17 protein-coding genes and 1 tRNA gene are annotated in these 15,668 nt (G+C 56.2%); 12 read left to right on the plus strand and 6 right to left on the minus strand.

Annotated elements, in window-relative coordinates; genetic code table 11:
- The first annotated feature begins 63 nt into the window (after positions 1–63).
- Positions 64–807 (plus strand): SDR family oxidoreductase, encoded by a 744-nt coding sequence (locus tag AB8W27_RS03695; protein WP_015742401.1) that lies wholly within the window; start codon positions 64–66, stop codon positions 805–807.
- 95 nt (positions 808–902) lie between these two features.
- On the opposite strand, the gene AB8W27_RS03700 is transcribed toward AB8W27_RS03695, so the two are convergent.
- Positions 903–2,336: a 6-phospho-beta-glucosidase gene (locus AB8W27_RS03700; RefSeq protein WP_015742400.1), complete on the minus strand. Its 1,434-nt coding sequence runs from the start codon at positions 2,334–2,336 to the stop codon at positions 903–905.
- Between the two features lie 151 nt (positions 2,337–2,487).
- Entirely contained in the window at positions 2,488–3,216 is a 729-nt protein-coding gene (locus AB8W27_RS03705) for a MurR/RpiR family transcriptional regulator (RefSeq protein ID WP_032807505.1), read from the minus strand.
- Between the two features lie 187 nt (positions 3,217–3,403).
- On the opposite strand from AB8W27_RS03705, the gene yqfB reads away from it, so the two are divergent.
- Both yqfB and AB8W27_RS03715 read left to right on the plus strand, forming a co-directional pair.
- The gene (yqfB, locus tag AB8W27_RS03710) at positions 3,404–3,718 is read left to right on the plus strand and encodes a N(4)-acetylcytidine aminohydrolase (protein WP_041923896.1); all 315 of its coding nucleotides are present in this window, start codon (positions 3,404–3,406) and stop codon (positions 3,716–3,718) included.
- Positions 3,719–3,882: 164 nt separating this feature from the next.
- Positions 3,883–4,536 carry a hemolysin III family protein gene (locus AB8W27_RS03715; protein ID WP_015742398.1) on the plus strand — a complete coding sequence of 218 codons (654 nt, stop codon included), beginning with the start codon at positions 3,883–3,885 and terminating at the stop codon, positions 4,534–4,536.
- 113 nt (positions 4,537–4,649) lie between these two features.
- Here the strand turns inward: AB8W27_RS03715 and ygfZ are convergent, their stop codons facing one another.
- Positions 4,650–5,639 (minus strand): tRNA-modifying protein YgfZ, encoded by a 990-nt coding sequence (ygfZ, locus tag AB8W27_RS03720; protein ID WP_015742397.1) that lies wholly within the window; start codon positions 5,637–5,639, stop codon positions 4,650–4,652.
- Between the two features lie 277 nt (positions 5,640–5,916).
- On the opposite strand from ygfZ, the gene sdhE reads away from it, so the two are divergent.
- A complete protein-coding gene (gene sdhE / locus AB8W27_RS03725) occupies positions 5,917–6,183 on the plus strand; it encodes an FAD assembly factor SdhE (protein ID WP_041923895.1) in 267 nt (88 codons plus the stop codon).
- Positions 6,164–6,580 (plus strand): protein YgfX, encoded by a 417-nt coding sequence (locus tag AB8W27_RS03730; protein WP_015742395.1) that lies wholly within the window; start codon positions 6,164–6,166, stop codon positions 6,578–6,580. Before sdhE ends, AB8W27_RS03730 begins: the two co-directional genes overlap by 20 nt.
- Positions 6,581–6,596: 16 nt before the next feature.
- On the opposite strand, the gene fldB is transcribed toward AB8W27_RS03730, so the two are convergent.
- Positions 6,597–7,118, minus strand: coding sequence for a flavodoxin FldB (fldB, locus tag AB8W27_RS03735; RefSeq protein ID WP_015742394.1), 522 nt, complete (start codon positions 7,116–7,118; stop codon positions 6,597–6,599).
- A 100-nt stretch (positions 7,119–7,218) separates the two neighbouring features.
- Between fldB and xerD the strand changes: the two genes are divergently transcribed.
- The 7 genes from xerD to AB8W27_RS03770 all read left to right on the plus strand — a co-directional run bounded on the left by xerD (position 7,219) and on the right by AB8W27_RS03770 (position 14,399).
- Entirely contained in the window at positions 7,219–8,115 is an 897-nt protein-coding gene (xerD, locus tag AB8W27_RS03740; RefSeq protein WP_007763875.1) for a site-specific tyrosine recombinase XerD, read from the plus strand.
- A gap of 22 nt (positions 8,116–8,137) precedes the next feature.
- On the plus strand, positions 8,138–8,857 hold the full coding sequence (gene dsbC, locus AB8W27_RS03745; RefSeq protein WP_015742393.1) for a bifunctional protein-disulfide isomerase/oxidoreductase DsbC: 720 nt from the start codon (positions 8,138–8,140) through the stop codon (positions 8,855–8,857).
- Positions 8,858–8,860: 3 nt separating this feature from the next.
- The gene (recJ, locus tag AB8W27_RS03750; protein WP_041923894.1) at positions 8,861–10,594 is read left to right on the plus strand and encodes a single-stranded-DNA-specific exonuclease RecJ; all 1,734 of its coding nucleotides are present in this window, start codon (positions 8,861–8,863) and stop codon (positions 10,592–10,594) included.
- A 96-nt stretch (positions 10,595–10,690) separates the two neighbouring features.
- Positions 10,691–11,789 (plus strand): peptide chain release factor 2 gene (gene prfB / locus AB8W27_RS03755; RefSeq protein ID WP_105539046.1). Its coding sequence is split into 2 segments (ribosomal slippage): positions 10,691–10,765 and positions 10,767–11,789, totalling 1,098 coding nucleotides; the frame shifts between segments, so codons are not numbered across the junction.
- A gap of 9 nt (positions 11,790–11,798) precedes the next feature.
- Entirely contained in the window at positions 11,799–13,316 is a 1,518-nt protein-coding gene (gene lysS / locus AB8W27_RS03760) for a lysine--tRNA ligase (protein WP_015742390.1), read from the plus strand.
- A gap of 141 nt (positions 13,317–13,457) precedes the next feature.
- A complete protein-coding gene (actS, locus tag AB8W27_RS03765; protein ID WP_041923893.1) occupies positions 13,458–14,216 on the plus strand; it encodes an amidase activator ActS in 759 nt (252 codons plus the stop codon).
- A 109-nt stretch (positions 14,217–14,325) separates the two neighbouring features.
- Positions 14,326–14,399 (plus strand) — tRNA-Gly (locus AB8W27_RS03770).
- Between the two features lie 159 nt (positions 14,400–14,558).
- On the opposite strand, the gene AB8W27_RS03775 is transcribed toward AB8W27_RS03770, so the two are convergent.
- Together AB8W27_RS03775 and AB8W27_RS03780 are read right to left on the minus strand one after the other, a co-directional pair.
- Positions 14,559–14,975, minus strand: a complete 417-nt coding sequence (locus AB8W27_RS03775; protein WP_015742388.1) for a hypothetical protein — start codon at positions 14,973–14,975, stop codon at positions 14,559–14,561.
- A 274-nt stretch (positions 14,976–15,249) separates the two neighbouring features.
- A complete protein-coding gene (locus AB8W27_RS03780; RefSeq protein WP_015742387.1) occupies positions 15,250–15,579 on the minus strand; it encodes an NIPSNAP family protein in 330 nt (109 codons plus the stop codon).
- Positions 15,580–15,668 lie beyond the last annotated feature (89 nt).

Here is a 15,668-nt window from a genome sequence, read left to right on the forward strand (position 1 = left end):
GTCACGCGGATGGGTAAGGTACTGCAAGCTTTCTGTATCCCACACGATGAAAAGGAGAGAAGTATGTCCGTTGCACTTATCACCGGCGCGAGCCGCGGCATTGGCAAAGCGACGGCGCTCCTGCTGGGCGCGCAGGGCTACACCGTGGCGGTGAATTATCTGCATAACGCCGCGGCGGCGCAGGAGGTAGTGGCGCGGATCTCGGCCAGCGGCGGTCGCGCATTTGCCATTCAGGCCGACATCAGTGACGAGCAGCAGGTGATGGCGATGTTCAGGGCGATTGACGAGCAGGACGAGCCGCTCTGCGCGTTGGTCAATAACGCGGGCGTTCTGTTTACCCAATGCATGACGGAGAATCTGACCGCGGAGCGTATCAACAAGGTGCTTGCTACCAACGTGACGGGCTATTTTCTGTGCTGCCGTGAGGCGGTGAAGCGAATGGCGCATCATCACGGCGGGCAGGGTGGCGCGATTGTGAATGTGTCGTCTGCCGCCTCGCGGCTTGGCGCGCCTGGCGAATATGTCGATTACGCGGCATCAAAAGGAGCGGTGGATTCGTTGACGATTGGGCTGTCGCTGGAGGTTGCGGCGCAGGGTATTCGCGTTAACGGCGTGCGTCCGGGACTTATCTATACCGATATTCACGCCAGCGGCGGCGAGCCCGGGCGCGTTGACCGTGTGAAATCCGCCTTGCCGATGCAGCGCGGCGGACAACCGGAAGAGGTCGCAGAAGCGATCGCCTGGCTTTTGAGCGACAAAGCCTCGTACGTGACGGGGAGTTTTCTCGATCTGGCGGGCGGGAAATAGGGGCGCTGCCGGGGTGTTTCGGGTAAGCGCAGCGCGCCCGCCAGATACCCGCGCCACGGCGGCAAACCGGGCGCGAATATCAGGGGATAGGGGACTCAGAGCGTCTCGCCGTTGCTTGCAATCACCGCTTTGTACCAGGCAAAACTCTTCTTGCGCGAACGTGACATATCGCCCGTGCCGTCGTCGTGTTTGTTCACATAAATAAAGCCGTAACGTTTGCTGTACTGACCGGTGGTGAAAGAAACGCAGTCGATGCAGCCCCACGGCGTGTAGCCCAGCAGATCGACGCCGTCATACGTCACCGCTTTCATCATCTGTTCAATGTGGGCGCGCAGGTAATCGATGCGGTAATCGTCGTTAATGCTGCCGTCCGCTTCCACGGTGTCATAAGCGCCAAAGCCATTTTCCACGATGAACAGTGGCTTCTGATAACGCTCGTAGAGCTCACACAACGCGTAACGCAGGCCGACCGGGTCAATCTGCCAGCCCCAGTCAGACGCTTTCACATGCGGGTTCGGCACGCTACCCTGAAAACCGCTGAGCGCATCGCCGCTGCCGCCTTCGGCTTTGACCGCGTTGGTCATGTAATAGCTAAAACCCAGATAATCGCAGCAGCCTTCACGCAGAACCGCATCATCGCCGGCTTCCATCTTGATGTTAAAGCCGCGACGCTCCCATTCGTTCAGCACGTAAGACGGGTAATAGCCACGCAACTGAACATCGGTAAACACATAACGCTCGCGCATCGATTCCTGCGCATACATCACGTCTTCCGGCTTGCACGAGAACGGGTAGAGCGGCACCATCGCCAGCATGCAGCCGATTTTCATCGCCGGGTTAATGCGATGGCCGATTTTCACCGCCATGGCGCTTGCCACGAACTGATGATGTAGCACCTGGTACATCGTCTCTTCAGGGTTGTCGTGCTCGGTGTAGACGACGCCGGAGCAGCAGTAGCCAAACAGCGGCGCGCGCCAGTTGCGCTGGTTATTGATCTCATTAAAGGTCATCCAGTATTTGACCTTATTTTTGTAGCGCTCGAACACCACCTCGGCGAAGCGGACAAAGAAATCCACCACTTTGCGGTTCGTCCAGCCGCCATACTGCTGCACCAGATGCAGCGGCATTTCAAAGTGAGAGAGGGTAATCACCGGCTCAATGTTGTATTTCAGCAACTCATCGAACATATCGTCATAGAACTGGAGCCCCGCTTCATTGGGCTGCGTCTCATCGCCGTTGGGGAAAATCCGCGTCCAGGCGATCGACGTGCGGAAACACTTAAAGCCCATTTCGGCGAAGAGTTTAATGTCTTCTTTATAATGTCCGTAAAAATCGACGGCTTCATGGTTCGGGTAATATTTGCCCGGCACGACGCTCTGCGTAATTTCACGCGGTACGCCATGCGCGCCGCCGGTCAGCACGTCACAAATGCTCGGCCCTTTGCCGCCCTGGTTCCAGCCGCCTTCTACCTGATGCGCCGCAACCGCGCCGCCCCATAAAAAGTCTTTCGGTAATGTAAGTTTTTTCATCGTGTCATCTCATTAACAGAAATAGTAAAGGGGAATAATAACGATAAATTAATTGAGGCTGGCTGCGAGTCTAACAAAGGGAAGTGAAAAGTCACGCTATAACAAATAGCGTATGGCGTGACTTGTTACAAATGAAAAACAGGATGTTTTTTTATGCCAGTTTTTTCGCCAGCTTGCGTCCCAGTGTTTCGAGAATATAGATGACGGGGATCTGCGTGGTAATATCATACACGCCCGCAATGCGCGTTTGCGGGATATGCCAGGAGAGATTGAAGTCAGCAAGCTTCGCCAGTGATGAGTTCTCGTGGCTGGTCACAGAGAGTACTTTACAGTTGTGCAGGCTGAACTGGCTGGCGAAACGCAGGATCTCTTCCGTCTCACCGGAAACTGACAGCACAATCGCCAGCGCATTTTTAGCCATGTCGCTGGTTACCGGAAAATAAGGATCGTCAATATGGTTACTGAATTTTCCGACGTTTGAGAAAAACCTTGCGCCATATTTTGCCAGCGCGCCGGATGTTCCTGCGCCGACAAAAATAATACGTTCAGACTGTAAAATTATTTCCGCCGCCTGCTCCAGTAGTGCATCAAATTCGTCATTATTCACGCTTCGGAAAAAACTAATTATTTCGCTGGCGCCAAAATTTGCCTGCTGCGGTTCATTTTGTTCCAGATATAATTTAAAGCGCACGCGGAATTCGGAGTACCCCTCGCAATTCATCTTGCGGCAAAAACGCAGCACGGTGGTAGTGGATACACCCGCCGCATCCGCCAGTTCGCGAATGGTCATGTACATCACCTTATCGCGGTTTTTGACCACAAAATTGTAAACCATCATCTCAAGATTATTGAGGCTGGCGACAGCGGAATGGGTAAACATCGTCACGGCACAACATCCTTTGGTTAATGCGTTCGGGCTCCGGCGCTGGCGTCAGCGGCATCGGCTCGCTCATGCTGCCATAAATCACACCGACGTGCGCCACTCTTTATGCGTGTTGGGGGTGTCTGCGGATAGCGCCCGTGCGGCGTCAGGCTTATGATGAGCCGTTACTTTTAAGGGACGCATGATGAAAAACGACATCACTTTCTATACCCGTTTCCAGCAGGATATCCTCGCCGGGACCAAAACGATCACCATTCGTGACGGCAGTGAAGCGCACTTCACCCCAGGCCAGCGGCTGCGCACCGGGCGCTATGAAGATAACGGCTATTTCTGCACCCTTGAGGTGCTGAGCGTGACGCCGGTCACCCTTGCTGAGCTGAACGATGAACACGCGCGTCAGGAGAACATGACGCTGGCTGAACTTAAACATGTCATCACAGCGATTTACCCTGGGCTTAACGATTTCTATGTGATTGCTTTTAAAAAGGTTGCTGAGTGAATTATCGATCAGCGGCAGGCGGTAAGCAGGGCGGCGATAGCCGGTGCGCCAGAGGTTTACGGACTGCCACAGATTTATTTTAGCGAACAGGTGTTCACTGGAATCATTCTCAGTTAGGCTATGTGGGCTGCGTTTTTTTTATTCAGTTTTACCGGAGTCGCCACATGGTTCGTAAACCATTACTTGCGCAGGGATATTCACTGGCTGAGGAAATAGCCAACAGCATCAGTCACGGGATAGGGCTGGTGTTCGGGATAGTCGGGCTGGTCCTGTTACTCATCCAGGCCGTGGACAGCAATGCCAGCGCCATCGCCATTACCAGTTATAGCCTCTATGGCGGCAGCATGATCTTGCTGTTCCTCGCCTCTACCCTGTACCACGCTATACCGCACGCGCGCGCCAAAATCTGGCTTAAAAAGTTTGACCACTGCGCGATTTACTTATTGATTGCAGGCACGTATACCCCGTTCTTGCTGGTGGGGCTCAAATCTCCGCTGGCGCATGGATTGATGGTCGTTATCTGGGGCCTGGCGCTGCTCGGCATCCTGTTTAAGCTCACCATCGCGCATCGCTTTAAGGTGCTGTCGCTGGTGACGTATCTTTTGATGGGCTGGCTGTCGCTGGTTGTGATTTATCAGATGGTGATGAAGCTTGCGCCTGCCAGCGTGACGCTGCTTGCCGCCGGGGGCATCATCTATTCGCTGGGCGTCATTTTTTACGTCTGCAAACGGATCCCATATAACCACGCCATCTGGCACGGTTTCGTACTGGGCGGTAGCGTCTGTCACTTTCTGGCCATCTACCTCTACATTCGCTGAGGCTTGCGCGCCGCGCTAACCGTTGTCACTGACTTCTGCTTTCTTCACAAACTGTCCGCCAGGCGGCTGATGCCACCTGGCGGCGTGACTGCCCTTATACAGGCATAAGGCGGTTATGCCTCTTCGAGCGAGTAGGGCAGCGGCTCAATGTGTAATGTATGCGCGCCGGTCTCTTCACGGACTCGGAAGAGCGTACCGGCCTCCAGATCGTTATTCATGACCACCTGCGCCAGCAGATGGCCATCATCCAGCTGCACGGCCGCCAGCACCGTACCAGTACGACGCCAGTTTTCGCCCATCTGCATTTCAATATCTTCGCCAGGCTGCGGCACGCGGCTGCCATGCCCCGCCAGATACCAGAGCGCGCGCTTATTAGCGCCACGGAATTTCGCCCGCGCCACCATCTCCTGGCCTGCATAACAGCCTTTTTTGAAGCTGATACCGCCCAGCGCCTGAATGTTGGTGGCCTGCGGAATGAACTGGTTGCTGTTAGGCGCGTCAATTACCGGGAAACCGGCTTCGATGTCCAGCGCCAGCCACTGCGCGCTGGCATTGAGCTGTGCTTCGCCACGCAGTTGTTCCGTAAGCTGGCTTGCGGTGTCAGCATCGGTAATCACCATAAAGCGCTCTGCCGGCAGGCCGAACCACAGAAGCGTGGTAGCGCCGTCCACCACACGCGGGTTTTGCTCATCCGGGAGTGTAGTAAAGTGGTTCGCCAGCGCCGCGCGCGCCTGGAAACCCGCGACGCCCAGCAGCACGGCGTTGTCGTCCGGCGCGATGGCCACTTTTGAGAAAACCGCGTACTTTTTCATTTCCGCGAGTTGGGTGTCACGCACGCTACGACGTTCAATCCAGGCGAAACCGTCGTCGTGACGGAACAGGCGCAGGTTGCTCCACATTTTGCCTTTGGCATCGCAGTGCGCTACCAGCAGATGCTGATTCTCGCCGAGTTCGGTAACGTCCGCCGTCACCTGGCCTTGCAGATACTTTTCGCTGTCCGGGCCGGTTATCGTCGCCAGCGCCCAGTCTTCCAGCGAAATGAGCGTCAGCGGCAGACGCGCGCTGGCGGCTGGCTGACGGGGAGGAAATGGAGTGAATGCCATAAATAAAGTCCCAGTGTGCTATCGCAATAATGGTCCACGCGAGTGGAGAGATAGCTTCATATTGTTAAAGAGCCAGCGGAGTTTGCAAGCCTTTTAGCATCCCCTTTTGTGCCGTTAACGCATTCTTCGAGACGGCTCGAAAGAAAAAATGTCGGTTGCACAGGGAAAGTCATATTCAGGATAACGCCTCGCAAATACTCATATTGGGCTGAAGGATGCATGAAAAACGGGTTACACTACCCATCGTCATTCAATGGTGGTTTAGCAGGTAAGAGACATGGATATTAATAATAAAGCCCGTATTCACTGGGCATGTCGCAGAGGTATGCGCGAGCTGGATATTTCCATCATGCCTTTCTTTGAGCACGACTACGACTCCCTCAGCGAGGAAGACAAGCGCGTCTTCGTCCGCCTGCTGGAGTGTGATGATCCTGATTTATTCAACTGGCTAATGAATCACGGTAAACCTGCCGATGCGGAACTGGCGCGGATGGTGGAATTGATCCAACAGCGGAATCAGGCACGTGGTCCTGTGGCACTCTGATCTTCGCGTGTCATGGCGCTCGCAGTGGGTATCGCTGCTGCTGCATGGCGCCGTGGCCGTTATTATTTTACTGCTCCCGTGGCCGCTGCGGTATCTGCCAGTCTGGATGCTGTTGCTGTCTCTGGTAGTGTTTGACTGCGTGCGCAGCCAGCGGCGTATCAATGCGTTTCAGGGAGAGGTCAGCCTGACAGCTGATTATCAGTTGCGCTGGCAGGGCGTCGACTGGCATATCTGCGCCACGCCCTGGATGCTGCGTAGTGGAATGATGCTGCGGCTGCGTCATCCGAAAACGACGCGCAGCCATCATGTGTGGCTGGCGTCAGACAGTATGACGGCGGCGGAGTGGCGCGATTTACGTCGGCTGTTGCTGCAACAGCCCGTAGGCGACAACCGCTGACGAAGCCCTGGCAAACTCAGGAGAAGTGCGCCGCCATTTCGCCAAGGATTTGCTCGCACCAGCTTTCGATACGCGCGTCGCTCAGATCATATTGATTGGTTTCATCCAGCGCGAGGCCGACGAACAGCTCGCCATCTGCGATAACGGGTTTCGCGCTGGTAAACTCATAGCCTTCTGTAGGCCAGTAGCCGACAAACTTCACGCCTTTAGGGCTCAATTTATCGTGAAGCATGCCGAGCGCGTCAAGGAACCATTCGCCATAACCCAACTGGTCGCCCATGCCGTACAGCGCCACGATTTTTCCGTCGAGGTTGAGCGCATCCAGCTGTTCCCAGATGGCCTCCCAGTCCTCCTGGAGTTCGCCGAAATCCCAGGTAGGAATGCCGAGGATCAGCACATCATACTGTTCCATGAGCGTCGGCGAGTCGTCTTTAAGGTTATGCAGCGTGACCAGTTCGGAACCAATAATATCGCGGATTTTTTCAGCCGCCATTTCGGTGTAACAGGTGCTGGAACCATAAAAAAGACCAATGTTCATAACGATAACGTCTCATTTCCTATTGTGCAGAAGCGCCAGTGTATCAGATCCCGCTTCCAGTCAGGCATAATGCAGCGACGAGAACGTCAGTGAGGTGGCAGTGGAACAGGATTTAGCCCGTATCGAACAATTTCTCGATGCGCTCTGGCTTGAGCGCAACCTGGCCGAGAACAGCCTGAGCGCGTACCGGCGGGATCTCAGCATGGTCGTGGAGTGGTTGCACCATCGCGGGTTGTCCCTTGCGACGGTACAGAGTGGCGACCTCCAGACGTTGCTCGCAGAGCGCGTCGAGGGCGGCTACAAAGCGACCAGCACCGCACGAATGCTCAGCGCCGTGCGTCGGTTGTTTCAGCATCTCTACCGTGAAAAAATTCGCGATGACGATCCGAGCGCGCTGCTGGCGTCGCCAAAGTTGCCGCAGCGTTTGCCGAAGGATTTAAGCGAGGCTCAGGTAGACAGGCTCCTGCAGGCGCCGACGGTTGAAGAGCCTATCGAACTGCGCGATAAAGCCATGCTGGAAGTGCTGTACGCCACCGGGTTGCGCGTTTCTGAGCTGGTTGGGTTGACCATGAGCGACGTGAGCCTGCGACAGGGCGTGGTACGCGTTATCGGTAAGGGCAATAAAGAGCGGCTGGTGCCGCTTGGCGAAGAGGCCGTTTACTGGGTTGAGCAATACCTGACGCACGGCCGCCCATGGCTGCTTAACGGGCAGTCGCTGGATATCCTCTTTCCGAGCAACCGCGCCCGACAAATGACCCGTCAGACCTTCTGGCATCGCATCAAACATTATGCTCAACTGGCGGGCATCGATAGTGAAAAGCTTTCGCCGCACGTTTTACGCCATGCGTTCGCCACGCATCTGTTAAATCATGGCGCCGATTTGCGCGTGGTACAGATGCTCTTAGGCCATAGCGATCTTTCCACCACGCAGATCTACACTCACGTGGCGACGGAACGGTTGCGGCAACTTCATCAACAGCACCACCCCAGAGCGTGAGTGCAGAATTTAAGGACACGTTATGAAAAAAACTATTGCGCTGCTCTCCGTTACGCTGGCGGCTTTCTCAGGATTTGCCCAGGCGGATGACGCGGCTATCAAGCGGTCGCTGACCAAATTGGGTGTGGCGAATGCCGAGATTCAGCCCTCTCCGCTGGCAGGCATGAAAACCGTGCTGACCGAAAGCGGCGTAATTTATGTCACCGAGGACGGCAAACATATCATCCAGGGCCCGCTGTATGACGTCAGCGGCGGCCAGCCTGTCAACGTGACCAATCAGATGCTGATGACCAAACTCAACGCGCTCGAAAAAGAGATGATCGTCTATAAAGCGCCGCAGGAAAAACATGTCATCACCGTTTTTACCGATATCACCTGCGGCTACTGCCATAAGCTGCATGAAGAGATGAAAGACTACAACGCGTTGGGCATCACCGTGCGCTATCTGGCCTTCCCGCGTCAGGGGCCGCGCAGCGAGCCTGCGAAAGATATGCAGGCTATCTGGTGCGCGAAAGACCGCAATAAAGCCTTCGATAACGCGATGGGCGGCGGCAAAGTCGCGGCGGCAAGCTGTGATGTTGACACCGCGAAACATTACGAGCTCGGCGTGCAGTTTGGCGTACAGGGCACGCCAGCGATTGTGCTGAGCAACGGCGCGATGGTGCCGGGTTATCAGGGGCCCAAAGAGATGAAGGCATTCCTGGATGAGCATCAAAAACAGCTTCAGGCGAGCGGAAAGTAACGGGTGAGCAAACAGACACAACTTCGCAGGCGCTCCCCGGATGAATCCATTACGCTGCCGGATACCTTACCGCCGCTGCTCCGCAGGCTCTATGCCAGCCGCGGCGTGCGCGGCGCGCAGGAGCTTGAGCGCAGCGTAAAAGGCCTGCTGCCCTGGCAGCAACTCTGCGGTATTGATGACGCGGTGGCGATGCTGCACGACGCGTTGCGCGAAGGGCTGCGCATTATCGTGGTCGGCGATTTCGATGCTGACGGCGCTACCAGCACCGCGCTGAGCGTGCTGGCGCTTCGCGCGCTGGGCGGCAGCAACGTAGCGTACCTGGTGCCTAACCGGTTTGATGATGGCTATGGTCTTAGCCCGGAAGTGGTCGATCAGGCCCACGCGCGCGGCGCGCAGATGATCCTGACCGTCGATAACGGCATCTCCTCCCACGCGGGCGTTACGCGCGCGCATGAGCTGGGCATTCCGGTGCTCGTTACCGATCACCATTTACCCGGCGATACGCTCCCGGCCGCGGGCGCTATCATCAACCCGAATCTCGCGGAGTGTACGTTTCCATCGAAATCGCTCGCAGGCGTCGGCGTCGCGTTTTATCTGATGCTGGCGCTGCGCGCGCATTTGCGAAGCGTCGGCTGGTTTACTGAAAAGGGTATCCCGGAGCCGAATCTCGCGGAGTTTCTCGATCTGGTGTCGCTCGGCACCGTCGCAGACGTGGTGCCGCTGGATGCCAATAACCGCATTCTTATCTGGCAGGGGCTGAGCCGCATCCGGGCCGGGAAATGCCGTCCCGGCATTCGCGCGCTGCTTGAGATAGCCAACCGAGAGGCGCACCGCCTGACGGCAAGCGATCTCGGCTTCGCGCTGGGGCCGCGGCTTAACGCGGCAGGCAGGCTGGATGATATGTCCGTCGGCGTCGCGCTGCTGCTGTGCGACAACATCGGCGAAGCGCGCATGCTGGCAAACGAGCTGGACGCGCTGAACCAGACCCGCAAAGAGATTGAGCAGGGGATGCAGGCGGAAGCATTAACGCTCTGCCAGCAGCTTGAACGCAGCGGTGAAGCGTTGCCAAGCGGCGTTGCGATTTTCCATCCCGAATGGCATCAGGGCGTGGTTGGCATTCTCGCCTCGCGTATCAAAGAGCGTTTTCATCGTCCGGTTATCGCGTTCGCGCCCGCAGGCGAGGGAATACTCAAAGGCTCGGGGCGTTCGGTGCAAGGCCTGCATATGCGCGACGCGCTGGAGCGCCTCGACACGCTCTATCCTGGCATGATGCTGAAGTTCGGCGGCCATGCGATGGCGGCGGGGCTCTCCCTTGAAGAGGCGCGTTTCCCGGAGTTTCAGGCGCGCTTTGCGGAGCTTGTTAACGACTGGTTAGATCCGGCGATGCTGCAGGGCGAAATCTGGTCCGACGGCGCGCTTGCGCCGCAGGAGATGACCCTGGAAGTGGCGGAAATGCTGCGCGACGCGGGCCCGTGGGGGCAGATGTTCCCGGAGCCGCTGTTTGACGGGCGTTTTCGCATTCTGCAACAGCGACTGGTCGGCGAGCGTCACCTCAAGCTGATGCTGGAGCCGGTCGGCGGCGGGCCGCTGCTTGACGGCATCGCATTTAACGTCGATACCACCTGCTGGCCCGACCCTGGCGTGCGCGAAGTGGAGCTTGCCTATAAGCTTGATGTGAATGAGTTTCGCGGCAACCGCAGCCTGCAATTAATTATCGACCATCTCTGGCCCGTTTAGCGCCAGGATAAACTATAAAAGGCGGCGTAAATCCGGTAAACTTTCCGTTTTACGACCGCATTTTGCCCATCTTCATCACTAAAAGATTCTACAGCCATGTTTGAAATTAACCCGGTAAAGAACCGCATTCAGGACCTCACGGAGCGCTCAGACGTTCTTAGGGGGTATCTTTGACTACGATGCTAAGAAAGAGCGTCTTGAAGAAGTAAACGCCGAGCTGGAACAGCCGGACGTCTGGAACGAGCCCGAACGCGCGCAAGCGCTGGGTAAAGAGCGTTCATCCCTTGAAGCTATCGTCGAGACGCTGGATCAAATGTCTCAGGGGCTTGATGACGTAGCGGGCCTGCTTGAACTTGCCGTTGAAGCGGACGATGAAGAAACCTTCAATGAAGCCGTGGTCGAGCTGGACCAGCTGGAAGCCAAACTCGCGCAGCTTGAATTCCGCCGCATGTTCTCCGGCGAATATGACAGCGCCGACTGTTACCTGGACATCCAGGCGGGCTCCGGCGGCACCGAAGCGCAGGACTGGGCTAGCATGCTGCTGCGTATGTATCTGCGCTGGGCCGAAGCGCGCGGCTTTAAGACAGAAATCATTGAAGAGTCCGAAGGCGAAGTGGCTGGCCTGAAATCCGCCACCATTAAAATCTCCGGCGATTACGCGTTTGGCTGGCTGCGCACGGAAACCGGCGTACACCGTCTGGTCCGTAAGAGCCCGTTCGACTCCGGCGGCCGTCGCCACACCTCTTTCAGCTCCGCGTTTGTCTACCCGGAAGTGGAAGACGATATTGATATCGAAATCAACCCGGCGGATCTGCGTATCGACGTGTACCGCGCGTCAGGTGCGGGTGGTCAGCACGTTAACCGTACGGAATCCGCGGTGCGTATTACTCACATTCCGACCGGTACGGTCACGCAGTGCCAGAACGACCGTTCTCAGCACAAAAACAAAGACCAGGCCATGAAGCAGATGAAGGCGAAGCTGTACGAGCTGGAAATGCAGAAGAAAAATGCTGAGAAGCAGGCGCTGGAAGATAACAAGTCCGACATCGGCTGGGGCAGCCAGATCCGCTCCTACGTGCTGGACGATTCCCGTATCAAAGATCTGCGCACCGGCGTTGAAACCCGCAACACACAGGCGGTGCTGGACGGCGATCTGGATAAATTCATCGAAGCAAGTCTGAAAGCAGGGTTATGAGGAACCAACATGTCTGAACAACAAGCACAAGGCGCAGAAGCGGCGGTCGATCTTAATAACGAACTGAAAACGCGTCGCGAGAAGCTGGCTGCGCTTCGCGAACACGGCGTCGCGTTTCCGAACGATTTTCGTCGCGACCATACCTCAGACCAACTGCACGCTGACTTCGATGGTAAAGAAAACGAAGAGCTGGAAGCGCTGAACATCGAGGTCTGCGTGGCAGGCCGTATGATGACCCGTCGTATTATGGGTAAAGCGTCTTTCGTTACGCTGCAGGATGTTGGCGGCCGTATTCAACTCTACGTGGCGCGCGACGATCTGCCGGAAGGCGTCTACAACGAACAGTTCAAAAAATGGGATCTCGGCGATATCCTGGGCGCCCGCGGTAAACTGTTTAAAACCAAAACCGGCGAGCTTTCCATTCACTGCACCGAGCTGCGTCTGCTGACCAAAGCGCTGCGCCCGCTGCCGGATAAATTCCACGGCCTGCAGGATCAGGAAGCGCGCTACCGCCAGCGCTACCTTGATCTCATCGCTAACGATGAATCCCGCAAGACCTTTAAAGCGCGTTCGCAGATCCTGGCGGGTATCCGTCAGTTCATGGTCGGCCGCGGCTTTATGGAAGTTGAAACCCCGATGATGCAGGTGATCCCGGGCGGCGCGTCCGCGCGTCCGTTCGTGACGCACCACAACGCGCTGGATCTCGACATGTACCTGCGTATCGCGCCGGAGCTGTACCTCAAACGTCTGGTGGTGGGCGGTTTCGAGCGCGTGTTTGAGATCAACCGTAACTTCCGTAACGAAGGCATCTCTGTACGTCATAACCCTGAGTTCACCATGATGGAACTCTATATGGCGTATGCAGATTACAAAGATCTGATCGAGCTGACAGAATCTCTGTTCCGCACCCTGGCGCAAGAGGTGCTCGGCACCACGCAAGTGCCTTACGGCGAAGAGACGTTTGATTTCGGCAAGCCGTTTGAAAAACTGACCATGCGCGAAGCCATCAAGAAATATCGCCCGGAAACCGATATGGCGGATCTGGATGATTTCGAGAAGGCAAAAGGCATTGCCCAGGCGGTCGGCATTAAAATCGAGAAAAGCTGGGGCCTGGGCCGCGTTGTGACCGAGATCTTCGAAGAAGTGGCCGAAGCGCACCTGATTCAGCCCACCTTCATTACCGAATACCCGGCAGAAGTTTCTCCGCTGGCGCGCCGCAATGATGAAAACCCGGAAATCACCGACCGCTTTGAATTCTTCATCGGCGGCCGCGAAATCGGCAACGGCTTTAGCGAGCTGAACGACGCTGAAGATCAGGCGCAGCGCTTCCAGGATCAGGTTGCCGCGAAAGATGCAGGCGACGACGAAGCGATGTTCTACGACGAAGACTACGTGACCGCGCTGGAACACGGCCTGCCGCCGACCGCAGGCCTCGGCATCGGCATCGATCGTATGGTCATGCTGTTTACCAACAGCCACACCATCCGCGACGTGATCCTCTTCCCGGCCATGCGTCCGGTAAAATAAGCCGTCTGGCGTAACCGTTAAAGCCGCGCTCTCTATCAGGGGGCGCGGCTTTTCTTTTATGGATACGGGTTTGGGTCATCCGGAGGGAGCTGTTAAGATAAGCGCCGTTATTTCGAGGTGTCACTGAATTAAGGAGCCGTTTTGAACACGGACTGGCCGCCCGCCCGCACGATATTTAACACGCTGTGTTTATTGTTCTGCCTGTTTCTGACCGCCTGTTCCAGCAACAAGGCGGGCGTTTCGGACGCGACAAAAGGCGGCTACAGCGGCTCTGTCTATACGGTGAAACGAGGCGACACCCTCTATCGCATTTCCCGCATTACGGGTACCAGCGTCAGCGACCTGGCGCGTCTGAACGGCATCTCTGCGCCTTATACGATTGAGGTCGGGCAGCGGCTGCGCGTCAGCAATACTTCCGGCGCATCCTCCTCGCGTAAAACCGCCTCCCGACAGACAACGCCTGCGCGCAAAACCGCTTCGCTACCGAAAGTGGACGCGCCGCCGCCGGGCCAACGCTGCTGGCGCTGGCCAGCCAGCGGTAGAGTGGTGATGGGGTATTCAACGGCCGACGGCGGCAATAAAGGGATTGATATCGCCGGGAGCCGTGGTCAGCCGATTTACGCCTCAGCGGCGGGCAGGGTGGTTTATGTCGGCAACCAGCTGCGCGGTTACGGGAATCTCATTATGATTAAACATAATGAAGAGTACATTACCGCTTACGCGCACAACGACACGATGCTGGTGAACAACGGCCAGCAGGTGAAGGCGGGGCAGAAAATCGCGACGATGGGCAGCACCGGCTCGGATTCCGTCGGTCTGCACTTCCAGTTGCGCTACCGTGCGACCGCTATCGATCCGCTGCGTTACCTGCCGCCGCAGGGCAAATCGCCTTCCTGTTAACGTTATACCGCCCGCCTGCGTGCGGGCGGTTGCTTATAAATCCGTCAGTTAACGAGCCAGGGGCTTGCCAGCAATGGGTTAAGGCCTATAATGCTTAACGCACCTCATCGCGGGCGTAGTTCAATGGTAGAACGAGAGCTTCCCAAGCTCTATACGAGGGTTCGATTCCCTTCGCCCGCTCCAGAATCTCTCTAACTTTCCGTTCGTACGTAATAATCCCCGCCACATCATTATGCAATGACGTTGTATAGCGCATGAGTTCGCCATCGCTGCGGCTTGATTAAGCTCGCGGCACCAGCAGAGAGGCGGCCATCGCCTGTCAGCGCTGATGCCCAATAGCGATTAATTATTTATGGTGTCCTGGCTGTCGAAGATATTCGCACGGCTGCTGGAAGAGCGGCCGTCGCTGTATTGCGTGTCCAGGCCGTCGAAGATATTGGCGCGGCTGCTGGAAGAGCGGCCGTCGCTGTACTGCGTTTCCTGACCATCAAAGATATTGGCGCGGCTACTTGAAGAGCTGCCATCGCTGTTTCGGGTATCCTCTCCGCCGAAAATATTGGGACGGCTGCTTGAGCTTCTGCCGTCGCTATATTTGGTGTTCTGCCCGCCGAAAATGTTGGCTCTGCTGCTTGATGTGGTTCCATTGTCATAGCGGCAATCCTCTCCGCCATAAATATTGGCCCTGCAGTTGTCTGCTATCGCGTTATTCAGCGAGCCAGCAAACAGAAAAAAACCTACAAGCAGTGTCCTGGTGTTCATAGCGTTTCTCTGGGAAGTGGGGGGGATTTCGGTAGCCATTCTAATGCTGAATAATTTACTGCGGCATCAGACTAATGCTGAATAATTAACGGCGCCATCAGGAGTCCAGAGCCATACGAATCACGCCAGAGGTATCAATTTTTTATCTCACTCTCCTGGGTTTTTACGCGCCCGCTGAATAAATGAAGGGCGCGTTTCCGGCTGCGCGCCGAAGCGTTCTAACGTTGCCGACATTTGCTTCCCCCGACATGTGATACAGAGCCTGCAACGCCAGCTACACGTTACGGAGCCCTTCGACACTTGCGGCGGGCAATGTCATTAGCGTTCTGTGGCTGGTTTCTATGCTATTCACAATCGCTTCTCGCGGCCCATGGCGCCACGCATCGCTGGCATAAAAGGCTTCCAGCGCCGCCGCCATGTTTTCCTGATCGGAAAAGGCGCGAATCAGACAGTAGCAGTCCGGGTCATGCAATGAATGACCAAACCTCACCACATCGATGCCGTGCCGCTGATGGAGAGGAACGCTACTATCCTGCATGATGGTGTGAAAAGCACGACCTGTGCCTTTGCGTAAGGTGTATTGCAGTATTTCGACGGTTTTCAGGGAACATCTCCTTTAATAGTTTTAGGGCGTGCTTCTGAACCAAAGTAATGCTGTCACGCTACGTAGCAGAGTATACCTACACAGATACA

The organism is Cronobacter turicensis, assembly GCF_041222865.1.
In the GTDB taxonomy this organism is placed as follows: Bacteria; Pseudomonadota; Gammaproteobacteria; order Enterobacterales; family Enterobacteriaceae; genus Cronobacter; species Cronobacter turicensis.